The 13,847-nt window shown below is 71.9% G+C and carries 9 protein-coding genes and 1 pseudogene; 5 read left to right on the top strand and 5 right to left on the bottom strand.

What is annotated here, in order from left to right; genetic code table 11:
* Window positions 1-124: 124 nt before the first annotated feature.
* Both DVA86_RS36135 and DVA86_RS27000 read left to right on the top strand, forming a co-directional pair.
* A pseudogene (locus DVA86_RS36135) lies at window positions 125-241 on the top strand (IS5/IS1182 family transposase); the annotation flags it as partial.
* Between the two features lie 167 nt (window positions 242-408).
* Window positions 409-4,260, top strand: a complete 3,852-nt coding sequence (locus DVA86_RS27000) for an NB-ARC domain-containing protein (RefSeq protein ID WP_245997228.1) — start codon at window positions 409-411, stop codon at window positions 4,258-4,260.
* A 272-nt stretch (window positions 4,261-4,532) separates the two neighbouring features.
* Here the strand turns inward: DVA86_RS27000 and DVA86_RS26990 are convergent, their stop codons facing one another.
* The 4 genes from DVA86_RS26990 to DVA86_RS35990 all read right to left on the bottom strand — a co-directional run bounded on the left by DVA86_RS26990 (window position 4,533) and on the right by DVA86_RS35990 (window position 8,744).
* Window positions 4,533-5,915 (bottom strand): L-serine ammonia-lyase, encoded by a 1,383-nt coding sequence (locus DVA86_RS26990; RefSeq protein ID WP_208882170.1) that lies wholly within the window; start codon window positions 5,913-5,915, stop codon window positions 4,533-4,535.
* Between the two features lie 90 nt (window positions 5,916-6,005).
* Window positions 6,006-7,280: a serine hydroxymethyltransferase gene (gene glyA / locus DVA86_RS26985; RefSeq protein WP_208882168.1), complete on the bottom strand. Its 1,275-nt coding sequence runs from the start codon at window positions 7,278-7,280 to the stop codon at window positions 6,006-6,008.
* A 40-nt stretch (window positions 7,281-7,320) separates the two neighbouring features.
* Complete coding sequence (gene gcvH, locus DVA86_RS26980) at window positions 7,321-7,701, bottom strand: glycine cleavage system protein GcvH (RefSeq protein ID WP_208882166.1); 381 nt, start codon at window positions 7,699-7,701, stop codon at window positions 7,321-7,323.
* A gap of 104 nt (window positions 7,702-7,805) precedes the next feature.
* Window positions 7,806-8,744: a peptidoglycan-binding protein gene (locus DVA86_RS35990; RefSeq protein ID WP_208882164.1), complete on the bottom strand. Its 939-nt coding sequence runs from the start codon at window positions 8,742-8,744 to the stop codon at window positions 7,806-7,808.
* Between the two features lie 202 nt (window positions 8,745-8,946).
* On the opposite strand from DVA86_RS35990, the gene DVA86_RS26970 reads away from it, so the two are divergent.
* Genes DVA86_RS26970 through DVA86_RS26960 form a run of 3 tightly spaced genes read left to right on the top strand, consistent with a single transcriptional unit; the run spans window position 8,947 to window position 11,979 of the window.
* Window positions 8,947-10,113, top strand: a complete 1,167-nt coding sequence (locus DVA86_RS26970; protein WP_245997226.1) for a sensor histidine kinase — start codon at window positions 8,947-8,949, stop codon at window positions 10,111-10,113.
* Window positions 10,103-11,335 (top strand): hypothetical protein, encoded by a 1,233-nt coding sequence (locus DVA86_RS26965; protein ID WP_245997225.1) that lies wholly within the window; start codon window positions 10,103-10,105, stop codon window positions 11,333-11,335. The genes DVA86_RS26970 and DVA86_RS26965 overlap by 11 nt, the downstream gene beginning before the upstream one ends.
* Window positions 11,323-11,979 (top strand): response regulator, encoded by a 657-nt coding sequence (locus DVA86_RS26960; RefSeq protein WP_208882160.1) that lies wholly within the window; start codon window positions 11,323-11,325, stop codon window positions 11,977-11,979. Before DVA86_RS26965 ends, DVA86_RS26960 begins: the two co-directional genes overlap by 13 nt.
* A gap of 70 nt (window positions 11,980-12,049) precedes the next feature.
* On the opposite strand, the gene selB is transcribed toward DVA86_RS26960, so the two are convergent.
* Window positions 12,050-13,846 (bottom strand): selenocysteine-specific translation elongation factor, encoded by a 1,797-nt coding sequence (selB, locus tag DVA86_RS26955; RefSeq protein WP_208882158.1) that lies wholly within the window; start codon window positions 13,844-13,846, stop codon window positions 12,050-12,052.
* Between the last annotated feature and the right edge of the window lies 1 nt (window position 13,847).

The following is a 13,847-nucleotide window of genomic DNA, read 5'->3' as shown; positions in this document are numbered from 1 at the left end:
ATACTCCCTAACCCAATGAATTGGGTCGGTGCTGATGGCCGTGTCCGGGGCGGTGGTTGAGCGTTCTGTCCGGTGTGGGGACGTCGCCGTGGATCGTGTCGGATGAGGTGTGGGATCGTGTTGCCGGTGGGTGGTCGAGCGCAGTATCGCGTGGCTGCACGGTTTCCGACGCCTGCGGATTCGCCGGGAGCGGCGGGCCGATATCCACGAAGCGTTTCTCAGACTCGCCTGCCGTCTGATCACTTTCGGCAACTCTGCTCGTTGTGTGGCCCGTTGTAAGCGCCACGGGCCGGTGAGAAGCCCGAACTCACGCCATCTTGATCCCGCGCTGCGTAGTGTGTGGCGAGCCGCGGCAGCCCACGGGGAGGGCTACGACCGCGTGTTTGTGGGAGACGCAGGAGGGGTCGGGTGCGGCAGCGAAGGGCGGTACCGGCGCTCGCCGGTGTCGGCGTAGTTGTCGGTGCGTTGCAGGGCTCGGTATCCGGTGTGTCGCTGCCGGGAGGCTGGCCCGTCTCCGTGGCGTTGACCCTGGCCGGAGCCGGTGTGGCCGCCTGGGGGATCTGGGCACAGCCGCCTTCGCCCACCGACGCCAGCGGTCCTCATGGGGATCCTCCCGCGCCGGAGCCAACGCCGGTTCCGGCGTGGTTCGTCGACCGGGAGGAGCGGCGGCGGGCCGAGGAGGCGGTCTGCCAGAGCGGGTCGACGGTGGGGATCACCACGTCGCTGTGGGGTGCGGGCGGGTTCGGCAAGACCACGCTGGCCGAGATGGTCTGCGCCAGCCCTCGGGTCCGCAAGCGCTACAAGGGTGGGGTGTACCGCTTCACCATCGGCCGGGAGGTGCGGGGCCGGGCGGACATCACCGCGCGGGTCGCTGAGATCACCCGGTTCATCACCGGCGACACGGCGCAGTTCACCGACCCTGCGGACGCCGGGCGGCATCTGGGCCGCCTGCTGGACCAGCGCAAGCCGACCCTGCTGCTCCTGGACGACGTGTGGACGGCCGAGCAGCTCGACCCCTTCCTCCACGGCGGCAGTCAGTGCCTACGTCTGGTCACCACCCGCGTCCCAGCCCTGCTCCCGGCCGGCGCCCGGATGATCCAGGTCGACCAGATGACCCTCGACCAGGCCCGCACTGTGCTGACGTGGGAAGTCGACGGGCTGCCCCCGCTGACCACCGGTGCGTTGCTGAATGCCACCGGCAGGTGGCCGCTTCTGCTGCGCTTGGTCAACCGGCAGCTCAAGACGCATATTGCCACCGGGCAGGACCCGGCCCAGGCCGCCGAGGAGATGCTGCAGCGGCTGCGCGTCCATGGCCCGCAAGGGGTCGACCCCGCGGGTGGCGCTGTGGATGTGGACCGTCCCGAAGACCGCCGTCGTGCCATCCGTGCCACCGTGGAGGCGGCGACCGGCTTGCTGCCGGAGGACGGCACGGAGCGGTTCGCCGAACTCGCGATCTTCGCTGAAGACGAGGCAATCCCCCTCCCTCTGATCGCCCGGCTGTGGCGAGCCACCGCCGGACTGAGCGAGCACAGGTCACGGGAGTTGTGCGCGGAGCTGGCCGGGCTGTCGCTGCTGTCGCTCTCCACCGACAACGGCGGCCGCATCACCCTGCACGACGTAATCCGCGACTACCTCTTCAGTACCCGGCAGCCAGCACAACTCGCCGCGCTCCACGACCAGTTGGTGGACGCATCAGCCGAAGACCTTCCCGAGGCCGCGCCACTGTCCGCGACGCACACCGGCTCCCCTTATCGCGCGTGGTGGGAACTGGCCGATGGCTACCTTCAGGATCATCTGATCGAGCACCTGGTGGCAGCCGGCCGTACCGAGCTGGCCGAGGCCGTCGCCGGCGATCTGCGGTGGGTGGAGGAGCGCCTGGTCCGGCACGGGGCCAACGCCGCCCCACGCGACCTGAGCCATGTTCCCACCACGCACGCGGCATCACGGGCACGCACCCTGGCGCAGTCGACACACCTGCTCGCGCCCACCGACCCGGCCTCTCTCGTGCTCAGCACCCTCTACAGCCGGCTCGCGTTCTCCCCGCTGTGGCGCGACCAGGTGACCGCCCGCCTGGCTTCCGCCCCCACGCGACCGCTTCTGGTCGCCCTCTGGCCCCCACCCGACCTCCCGGACCCTGCCCTCCTCACCACCCTCACCGGCCACTCCGATTCGGTGATGTCGGTGGCGATCTCTCCGGATGGCACCTGGCTCGCCACTGGCAGCGGCGACATGACGGTGCGACTGTGGGATCGCGCAACGGGCCGGTGCACCGCGACCCTCACCGGCCACTCCGATTCGGTGATGTCGGTGGCGATCTCTCCGGATGGCACCTGGCTCGCCACTGGCAGCGGCGACATGACGGTGCGACTGTGGGATCGCGCAACGGGCCGGTGCACCGCGACCCTCACCGGCCACTCCGATTCGGTGATGTCGGTGGCGATCTCTCCGGATGGCACCTGGCTCGCCACTGGCAGCGGCGACATGACGGTGCGACTGTGGGATCGCGCAACGGGCCGGTGCACCGCGACCCTCACCGGCCACTCCGATTCGGTGATGTCGGTGGCGATCTCTCCGGATGGCACCTGGCTCGCCACTGGCAGCGGCGACAAGGCGGTGCGACTGTGGGATCGCGCAACGGGCCGGTGCACCGCGACCCTCACCGGCCACTCCGATTCGGTGGAGTCGGTGGCGATCTCTCCGGATGGCACCTGGCTCGTCACCACCAGCCGGGACGAGACGGTGCGACTGTGGGATCGCGCAACGGGCCGGTGCACCGCCACCTTCACCGGCCACAGGAGTGCGGTGCACTCGGTGGCGATCTCCCCGGGCGGCGCCTGGCTCGCCACCACCAGCCAGTACATGACGGTGCGACTGTGGGACCGCGCAACCGGGCGGTGCACTGCCACCTTCACCGGCCACAGGAGTGCGGTGCACTCGGTGGCGATCTCTCCGGATGGCGCCTGGCTCGCCACCACCAGCCACGACAAGACGGTGCGACTGTGGGACCGCACCACCAGCCGATGCACCACCACCCTCACCGGCCACACCGATGACGTGACGTCGGTGGCGATCTCCCCGGATGGCGCCTGGCTCGCCACCACCAGCCACGACAAGACGGTGCGGCTGTGGGACCGGGCAATGGGCCGGTGCACCGCGACCCTCACCGGCCACACCGATGACGTGACGTCGGTGGCGATCTCCCCGGATGGCGCCTGGCTCGCCACCACCAGCCGGGACAGGACAGTGCGACTGTGGGACCGCGAAGGCACCCTATCCAGGGCAGGCGACCGGGCAGCGAATTCCTCAGCGCCAACGCAGGCGGACGAACTCCGCGACGCCGGCGATCCGGACGGATCAGCGCGGTTGTGGGAGACACGCGGGGGAAGGTCGGCCATACAGCGCGCCGGCAGCCACTCCGCGGCCAATTCGGTGGCGATCTCCCCCGACGGCACCTGGCTCGCCACCGCCAGCTCGGGCAGAAGGGCGCGGCTGTGGGACCGCGCAACGGGCCGGTGCACCGCGACCCTCACCGGCCACACCGATGACGTGACGTCGGTGGCGATCTCCCCGGACGGCGCCTGGCTCGCCACAACTAGCCGGGACAGGACGGTGCGGCTGTGGGACCGGGCAATGGGCCGGTGCACCGCGACCCTCACCGGCCACACCGATGACGTGACGTCGGTGGCGATCTCTCCGGATGGCGCCTGGCTCGCCACCGCCAGCTGGGACAGGACAGTGCGACTGTGGGACCGCACCACCAGCCGATGCACCGCGACCCTCACCGGACACACCGGTCGGGTGGAGTCGGTGGCGATCTCCCCGGATGGCGCCTGGCTCGCCACCGCCAGCTGGGACAGGACGGTGCGGCTGTGGGACCGGGCAATGGGCCGGTGCACCGCGACCCTCACCGGACACACCGGTCGGGTGGAGTCGGTGGCGATCTCCCCGGATGGCGCCTGGCTCGCCACCGCCAGCTGGGACAGGACGGTGCGGCTGTGGGACCGGGCAATGGGCCGGTGCACTGCGACCCTCACCGGACACACCGGTCGGGTGGAGTCGGTGGCGATCTCCCCGGATGGCGCCTGGCTCGCCACCGCCAGCCAGAGCGGGGAGGCCCACGTGTGGAACGTCCACGAGGGACGGACTGCAACACTCGTGCGCGTCGACGGTGAACTGACCACGTGCACATGGACACTCCAGGGCCAGGCTCTTTTTGCCGCCGGCAGCTGTGGCCTAAACGCCTTCGAACTCCGCACCTGACAACTCGCGGCAGATCTGCCCGATCACCCGCCAACGGCACCAGCTCCTACGTACGGACTGAATGCGTCCGCGCGCTCCTGGCAGCCGAGCACCAGGCACCCCAGGAGACACATTCCCGGCCCGCGGTGAGGTCCCTGATCTCCGGGCTCCTGCTGTCCGGCCGCAGCACCCCCGAACTCCGCGCCCTCGCCGCCCGCGCAGGCGCCCTCCCGTAGCCGGGCTGTCGGCCGTTGACGCCACGGTGGAATCGGACGTTACGGGCCGGAGCGCGGTCAGCACTCGATGACGTTCACCGCGAGCCCGCCCCGCGCCGTCTCCTTGTATTTGACCTTCATGTCCGCGCCCGTGTCCTTCATCGTCTTGATCGCCTTGTCCAGCGAGACGTGGTGGCGGCCGTCGCCGCGGAGGGACATGCGGGCGGCGGTGACGGCCTTCACCGAGGCCATGCCGTTCCGTTCGATGCAGGGGATCTGGACGAGGCCGCCGATCGGGTCGCAGGTGAGGCCGAGGTTGTGCTCGATGCCGATCTCGGCGGCGTTCTCGACCTTCTCCGGTTCGCCGCCCAGGACCTCCGCGAGGCCGCCGGCCGCCATCGAGCAGGCCGAGCCGACCTCGCCCTGGCAGCCGACCTCGGCGCCGGAGATGGACGCGTTCTCCTTGAACAGCATGCCGATGGCGCCCGCCGCGAGGAGGAAGCGGACGACGCCCTCTTCGTCGGCGCCTGGAACGAAGTTGACGTAGTAGTGCAGGACCGCGGGGATGATGCCCGCCGCGCCGTTGGTGGGGGCGGTGACGACGCGGCCGCCCGCGGCGTTCTCCTCGTTGACCGCCATCGCGTAGAGCGTGATCCACTCCATGGCGTGCGCCGTGGCGTCGCCCTCCGCGCGCAGCTGGCGGGCCGAATGGGCGGCGCGGCGGCGGACTTTGAGGCCGCCGGGCAGGATGCCCTCCTGCCCCAGGCCGCGCTTGACGCACTCCTGCATGACGCCCCAGATCTCCAGCAGGCCCGCGCGCACCTCGGCCTCGGTGCGCCACGCCTTCTCGTTCTCGAGCATCAGCGCGGAGATGGACAGGCCGGTCTCGCGGGTGAGCCGGAGCAGTTCGTCGCCGGTGCGGAACGGGTGCGTGAGCGGGGTGTCGTCCAGCCGGATACGGTCCTCGCCGACGGCGTCCTCGTCCACGACGAAGCCGCCGCCCACCGAGTAGTACGTCTTCTCCAGCAGCGCCGTCCCCGAGGCGTCGTACGCGTACAGGGTCATCCCGTTCGCGTGGTACGGCAGGGAGCGGCGCCGGTGCAGGACCAGTTCCCGCGACTCGTCGAACGCGATCTCGTGCGCGTCGCCTATCTCCGCGGCGAGCAGCCGCAGCCGTTTCGTCTCGCGGATGCGCTGCAGCCACTCGTCGGCCTGCTCGATGTCGACGGTCGCCGGGGCGTGGCCCTCCAGCCCCAGCAGTACGGCCTTGGGTGTGCCGTGCCCGTGCCCGGTCGCGCCGAGCGAGCCGTACAACTCGGCGCGTACGGAGGCCGTGTGGGCCAGCAGGCCCTCGTTCTTGAGCCGGCGCGCGAACATCCGTGCCGCCCGCATCGGGCCGACGGTGTGCGAGCTGGACGGCCCTATGCCGATGGAGAAGAGATCGAAGACCGAGAGTGCCATGACACGTCCAGGCGGTCGGAGGTGGCGGGTGGGTGGAGCGGGGCGCTCCGGAGAGTTCCGGAGAGACGGTCCGGAGCGCCCCCACCGGAGCTAGGCGTTCAGCCCCGGGTAGAGCGGGTGCTTGGCGGCGAGCGCGGTGACCCGGTCGGCCAGCGCCTTGGTGGCGGCCTCGTCGGTGCCGGGCTTCAGCGCCTCGGCGATGATGTCGGCGACCTCGGTGAAGTCCTCCGCCTGGAACCCGCGGGTGGCGAGCGCGGGCGTGCCGACGCGCAGCCCGGAGGTGACCATCGGGGGTCGGGGGTCGTTCGGCACGGCGTTCCGGTTGACGGTGATGCCGATCTCGTGGAGCCGGTCCTCCGCCTGCTGGCCGTCGAGTTCGCTGTGCCGCAGGTCGACGAGGACGAGGTGGACGTCCGTACCGCCCGACAGCACCGAGACTCCGGCGTCCACCGCGTCCTGGCGGGTCAGCCGCTCGGCCAGGATGCGCGCGCCCTCGAGGGTGCGCTGCTGGCGCTCCTTGAACTCGTCGCTCGCCGCGATCTTGAACGAGACGGCCTTGGCCGCGATCACGTGCTCGAGCGGGCCGCCCTGCTGCCCGGGGAAGACCGCCGAGTTGATCTTCTTCGCGTGCTCCTTGGTGGACAGGATCACGCCACCGCGCGGCCCGCCGAGCGTCTTGTGCGTCGTGGTGGTGACCACGTCCGCGTACGGCACGGGGGAGGGGTGCAGCCCCGCGGCGACCAGACCGGCGAAGTGCGCCATGTCGACCAGCAGCAGCGCGCCGACCTCGTCGGCGATACGGCGGAACGCGGCGAAGTCGAGCTGGCGCGGGTACGCGGACCAGCCCGCGATGATCATCTGCGGCCGGTGCTCCTTCGCGAGCTTCTCGACTTCGTCCATGTCGACCAGGCTGGACTGCTCGTCCACGCGGTACGCGACCACGTTGTACAGCTTGCCGGAGAAGTTGATCTTCATGCCGTGGGTGAGGTGGCCGCCGTGCGCCAGGTCCAGACCCATGATCGTGTCGCCCGGCTTCAGCAGCGCGAACATCGCGGCGGCGTTGGCGGAGGCACCCGAGTGCGGCTGTACGTTCGCGGCCTCGGCGCCGAAGAGTTCCTTCACGCGGTCCCGCGCGAGGCGCTCGACGACGTCGACGTGCTCGCAGCCGCCGTAGTAGCGGCGGCCGGGGTAGCCCTCGGCGTACTTGTTGGTGAGCACCGAGCCCTGTGCCTCGAGCGCGGCGACCGGCGCGAAGTTCTCCGAGGCGATCATCTCGAGGGTGGACTGCTGGCGGTGGAGCTCGGCGTCGACGGCGGCGGCGACGTCCGGGTCCACCTCGTGGAGGGAGCTGTTCAGAAGATTCATGAGGTCTTCCTAAAGGGAGTCCTTGAGAGCGGGCGAGTGCTCAGTTACCTGCGGTGAAGGCGGCGTACTCGTCGGCGGACAGCAGGCCCTCCGGCTCGCCGGCCACCCGCACCTTGAACAGCCAGCCGCCCTCGAAGGGCGCGGAGTTCACCAGCGACGGGTCGTTCACGACATCTTCGTTGATCTCGGTCACTTCGCCGGTCACGGGTGAGTAGAGGTCGCTCACCGACTTCGTGGACTCCAGCTCGCCGCAGGTGTCGTCCGCGGTGACCTGGTCGCCGACCTCGGGGAGCTGCACGAACACGACGTCACCGAGCGCGTTGGCGGCGTGCTCCGTGATGCCGACCGTCGAGACGCCGTCCTCGGCGGGCGACAGCCACTCGTGCTCCTTGCTGTAGCTCAGCTGCTGGGGGTTGCTCATGCTGCGATTCTCCTGGATGAGTGGTCCGGGCGGGTGGAGTAGCACCCCCACCAGAGCCCAGGGGGTGTCCGGTTTCGGACACCCCCTGGGCTCTGGTGGGGGTGCTACTCGATGCAGCCGCCGGTGGGGAGATCGCCCGGGGCGGGCGGGGCGGCTCCGTCGTACACGGCAAGCATCATGGGCTGCGGGCAGCGTTGAGCGCCACCCGCGTTCACCTCGAAGTGCAGGTGCGGGCCGGTGGAGTTGCCGGTGCTTCCGGACAGGCCGAGCTGGGTTCCGGCGTCGACCCGGGTGCCGGAGCCGGCCTGGTGCGCGTCGAAGTGGCAGTAGAGGTATGTGGCGCCATCGTCGCCGTGAAGCTGGTAGCCGAGTCCGCAGCGGTCGTTGGAGACCTGCTCGGCCACTCCGGAGGTCACCGCGTAGATCGGGGTTCCGGTGCCGACCGGCAGGTCGAGCGCGGGATAGTCGTGATGCGGGGCGCCGTAGTGGTCGCGGGACATGGCGTCGCGGGCGACGGGCAGTGTGTAGTTGCCGCCTGCGCCACCCTGACCGATGAGGTGCTGCCAGGTGTTCGGTCCGACGATCCCGTCCGCGGTCAGACCCTGAGCGCTCTGGAACGACCGCACCGCGTCCGCCGTACCCGGACCGAACTGGCCGTCCACGGCGAGACCGGCACCGTGCTTGTTCAACGCCGTCTGCGCCGCCGACACCGCGTCGCCGCTGTCACCCTCCCGCACGGTGATCACCAGACCCGGCCACGTCTCCGAACCGATCACCCCGTCCGCTCCGTACCCCTTGGACTCCTGGAACGCGCGGACGGCGCCCTCGGTCGCGGGGCCGAACTGGCCGTCGACGGCTATGTCGTGGCCGTGGGCGCGCAGCAGGTGCTGGGCGGAGCCGACGTTCGAGCCCGCGGCACCGGTGCCGACGACGGGCCAGTTGGGCGCGGCGCCGGCCGGCTGGACCAGGCCGATCGAGATGAGCAGTGCCGCGCACAGGGTGGCTATCGCGGCCCAGGTACGGCTCCTTCCGAATCTTGTCATCAACTCGACTCCCGGCTTCGAGGAAACAGTGGGCGCCGAAGGTAACAACGCGCCGTCCCGGCCGCATCGGACGTTCGAACCATGGGCCGGCCCCGCGTCAATCCGCCCCGGTGGGACGGGGTGGGCTTCGGTATAGTCCGCCGTCACCGGCTGGGCCCGGTTGGCCGGCCCGGACCTGGAGGACGGTGATCCGATGCGAGCGGTGGAACGACATCGCGGTGTCGAGTCGCTGTACCTCGCCTCCGCGCGCCGGTTCGCCGCCCCCGTGCGCGGGGTGGCGCTGGTCGTGATCAGTTCGTTCGCACTGCTCTCGGTTCCGTCGTCCGCACTCCCGCTCGGTCTCGGGCTGTTCGCCCTGATGCTCGCCGGGGCCGCGGTGGACTGGTGCTCGGGTCTGACGGGGCGGGCACCCGCACTGGCGTCGGGATTCGCCGTCGTCCGCGTCGTGGCGGTCTGCGCGACCCAGGAGTGGACCGGCGGACCTCCGAACCTGTGGGCCCTCAACACCCTGACCACCACGGCGATCACGCTCCAGTGGGAATGGCCACCGGCGATCACCGTCCCGGTCACGGCGGGACTGCTCGCGATGAATCTGGCGGCGACGGGTGCCGACGGTGCCGAAGTGCTGGTGCCGCGGCTGGTGTTCGAGTGTCTGCTGGCCCGCCTCGGCTTCGTACTGCTGCGCCGCTCCGGTCGCCGGACGGACGCGCTGCGCGAGCGACGGGCGGCCCTGGAGCGCACCGAGGCGCTGTCCCTGGCACGGCACCGGCAGGAACGGGAGTATCTGGCACTGCTGCACGACACCGCCGCCGCCACGTTCCTGATGGTGGCGGTACAGGGCGAGGGCGCGGATCCACAGCAGGTCGCGGCGTACGCCCGGCGGGATCTCACGGTGCTGACGGGGGCCGCGGGCGGGGCCACGGCGCAGGACAGTCCGGTGGACCTGGCGGCGTCGCTGCACGCGGTCGCGGCGCGCAGCCGTGTGCACGTCGAGGTGGTCGAGGTCCACCAGCGGAACGAGGCGCAGGTCTACGAACGGAACGAGGGCCAGGACCACGAGCGGGCCGGCTGCGTGCCTGCCTCCGTGGCGCTCGCCTTCGTACGCGCCGTACGCGAGGCCCTGGTCAATGTCGAGCGGCATGCCGGGGTCGACACGGCCACCCTCGGCATGACGCTCGGGCAGGTACGGGTCACCGTCGAGGTGTCCGACCACGGCGCGGGCTTCCGGCCGGACGACGTACCGCTGTTCCGGCGCGGGATCCGCGCCTCGGTGGTCGAACGGCTGGCCACGGTCGGCGGCCGGGTAACCGTCCGCTCACACCCCGGCGGGGGAACCACCGTACGGATGGAGTGGTCCGGTGACGAGTGACGGACCAGGCGGGGACGGCAGACCGGGCGGGGACGGCAGACCGGGCGCGGAAGACGGCCCGGGCAGGGCAGCGCGCGCGGAGGACGCGCCGGGCGGCGTGGGGCGCGCGGAGACCTCCGGCGACGCGGCCGCCGGCCAGATGGACGCGACCATGCGGACCGTCCTGCTCTGCGTGACGGTGGTCCTGCAACTCGGCTTGTCCCTGGGTCCGTTGTTCACCGAGGAGTACCGTTCACGGCCGCTCGCGACGGGTGCCTTCGCCGCACTGGCCTGCGTCCCGGCAGTCTGCTCCTGGTGGGTGCTGCGCCAGCGGCCCCTGCCGGCCGCCGTCACCGCGGGCGGCACCGCCGTCGTACTCGCCGCTGCGTTCTGCGCCACGGCCGCGGTCGACCCCGGACGGCGGTTCCAGGCTCCGGACTGGTCGTTCGGGCTGGTGCAGTGGCACCTGTTGCTGCTGCTCCTGGACCGGATCCGGCTGCTCGTCGCCGTACTGGCCGCCCATCTGACGGCGAGCATGGGGACGTTCCTGGTGGCGGGGCCGCCGGACCGTGCCGCGATCGGGGCGGCCTGCACCGTCGCCTTCGGCGCGGTCAGCGTCCAGGCGGCGGTGATCGTGATCAGCCGGCTGCTGCGGCGCCGCAGCCGTGAGGCGCTCGCGGTCGCCGACGAACACGACCGGCTCGAACTGCGGGTACTGACCGCGCGACAGTGGGAGCAGCACCAACGCACCTTGTTCGCCGGGCAGTTGGGCACCACCCTGCCGCTGCTCGCCGGGCTCGCGGACGGCGCCCTGGACCCGCGTGACGAGGACACCAGGCGCCGCTGCGCGCTCGCCGCGACCCAGCTGCGCCGGCTGTTCGCGGAGAACGACGAGACTCCCGATCCGCTGGTGCACGAGATGACAGCCTGTGTCGATGTGGCCGAACGCCGCGGCGTGAACGTGTCGTTCGCCGTCAGCGGGGCGCCGGTGACCGTGCCCGCACAGGTACGCCGCAGGCTGACCGGCCCCGTGGCCACGGCGTTGTCGGCCGCACGCGGTCGTGCCAGGGTGAGCGTGCTGCGCACCGGCGAGGCCGTGCGTATCGCCGTGGTGACGGACACGGACACCGACACGGACTCCGGTCCCCGCCCCGAGGCCGTCACCACGGCCGACGGACGCGTCGAGGTCGTATCGGACCACTACGGGGACTTCCTTCGCTTGGAGGCGCTATGGCGCAGATGACACCGGTGAGTACGGTCATCGTCGACGACCACCCCGCCGTACGCGCCGGGGTCGCCCAGTGGCTGTCCGCCGGGACCCCGCCGATCCGGGTCGCCGCCTCGGGCAACGACGTCTCGGTCGCCTGGTCCGGGGAGGGCGCGACCGCGGACGTGGTGATCCTCGACCTGCATCTGGGCGGCCCCGTACCGGCGACGGGTGAACTGCGCAGGCTGACCGAGGCGGGCCGGCGCGTGGTCGTGTACTCGATGCGGGCCGACGACGCGACCGCACTGCAGTGCCTGGAACTGGGCGCGTTGAGCTATCTGACGAAGGCCGAGGGCGCCGATCACCTGCTGGAGGCCACCGTCACCGCGGCGGACGGCCGTGCGTACACGCCGCCCTCGCTGGCGGGCGCGCTCGCCGGGGACCGCTCCGCCAGCCGCCCGGTGCTGTCGGCCCGGGAGACAGAGGTACTGATCGAGTGGTTCCAGTCCGAGTCCAAGGTCTTCGTCGGCCGACGGCTCGGCATCTCGCCTCACACGGTCAACTCCCACCTCGAGCACATCCGCATCAAGTACGCGATGAGCGGCCGGCAGGCGGCCACCAAGGCGGCACTCCTGGCGCGGGCGATCCAGGACGGGCTGGTCCGGCTCGACGACCTCTGATCCGAGCGGACGACGAACGGTGTCCGGTGCCGCCTCGGCGAGGGGCGTCCGGCGCCGGTCTCGCCGCGGGTCAGCCGTCCCTGAGGGTACGGCGGCCGGTGTCCGCGTCCCGGCGGGTCACCCCCGTACGGTCGAGGTGCTCCAGCAGGGGGATGGCCACCCGCCGGCTGGTGTCCAGTGCCCGGCAGCAGTCCCCGACCGTGAACGGCCCATGAAGGACCCTCAGTCGGGCGGCGGCCCGGTCCGCCGCGTCGGCCGGCAGATGGATGTCGCCGAAGCGGGCGACCCGGCCCTCCCGGACCAGTACGGCCAGTGCCTGCCGGGTGAGGCCCAGTTCCCTCAGCCGCTGCCCCGTCGGTGCCCGGAAGGGTGCGCTGCGGAAGTCGGCTTCCAGTTCCCGTGCGGCTTCCCGTAGCGGCGCCGGCAACGCGGCCGGGGCGTCCCGCCGGTACAGCCTGCCGTTGCGCACCAGCAGCCGCTCCGTCGCCAGGGCCTCGACCAGTGCCGCTTCCGGGAGGCGGAGTGCCCGCTGGGCCTCGGTCACCGGAAGGCCGGGGTCGAGGGGCCGCGACTGCTGGTGCGCTGTCACCGCGTCCTCCAGCCCGCTCCCCAGCCCGGCCGCGTACGCGGGGTCCAGCAGCCATCCCCCGGCGCTCACCACGTGGTCGGCGGCGGGGCCGTCCGTCGCGGCCGGTGGCCGGTCCCCGGGCACCGTGACACCCATCGCCCGCAGTTCGTCACGGCGCCGCAGGCCCAGCCGGCGCAGCTGTACGGTCAGTTCGGTGCTGTCCGGCATGGCCGCCAGCTCCCGGGCCCGGGTCGCCGCCGCACCTCTGCGGGTCAGCTCCGGCGGGGCGACGTCCAGCACCAGCGCCCCGGTCAGCCGCCGGGACCCCGGGTCGCGGAGCAGCAGCCGGTCGCCGATGTGCAGGTACAGCGGCGTCCGCAGCCGGAGCCGCGCCGCCCCCGGCCCCAGGGGGCGCACCCGCGCGCCGGTCATCGCCGTACCGCAGTGGACCAGCGGTTCGGCGGGGAGCGTCACCCCCTCCTCGTCCAGCCGGACGTCCACCGTGCCGGTACGCCACCAGCTCCCGGGGGTCACCAGCGCCTGCCCCCGCTTGACCATCGCCCGAGGGGTACGGCGCAGGTTGACGGCGACGCGGGCGGGCGCGGCCACCGTGTCCGCGTCGGCCCCCAGGCACTGCAGCCCCCGTACGGCCACCGGCCGGCCCTCGGGAGCGAGTTCGAGGTGGTCCCCGACGGTGAGCCGGCCGGCGGTCAGGGTGCCGGTGACCACCGTGCCCGCCCCGTCGACCGTGAACGCCCGGTCCAGCCACAGCCGTACGGGAGCGTCGCCGTCGGCCTGGGGAGCGGCGGCGGCCAGTGCCCCCAACTCGCGCCGTAGCGCGTCGAGCCCGGTGCCGGTACGTGCGCTGACCGCCACCGCGTCCACGGCCCCGAGGCAGCTGGCGGCCAGGCGCTCCCGTGCCTCGGCCAGGGCGGCGGACGGGTCGGCGAGGTCGGCGCGGGTCACCACCAGCAGCCCGGTGCGGACACCGAACGCGTCGACGGCGTCCAGGTGTTCCTGTGACTGGGGCTTCCAGCCCTCGTCCGCCGACACCACGAACAGCACGGCCGGCGCGGTGGCGATTCCGGCGAGGGTGTTGGCGATGAAGCGCTGATGGCCCGGTACGTCGACGAACGCCAGCGGCCGTCCGCCGGGCAGCCTGCTCCACACGAAGCCCAGGTCGAGGGTGAGACCGCGCCGCTGTTCCTCGTCGAGACGGTCGGGGTCGGTGCCGGTGAGGGCCCGCAGCAGGGTGGATTTGCCGTGGTCGACATGGCCTGCCGTGGCGAGGACGAACACG

Origin of the sequence: Streptomyces armeniacus (genome assembly GCF_003355155.1) — a bacterium.
GTDB classification, from domain to species: Bacteria; Actinomycetota; Actinomycetes; order Streptomycetales; family Streptomycetaceae; genus Streptomyces; species Streptomyces armeniacus.
Note: the sequence above shows the minus strand (reverse complement) of the source record. Positions and strands in the feature narration are given on the sequence as shown.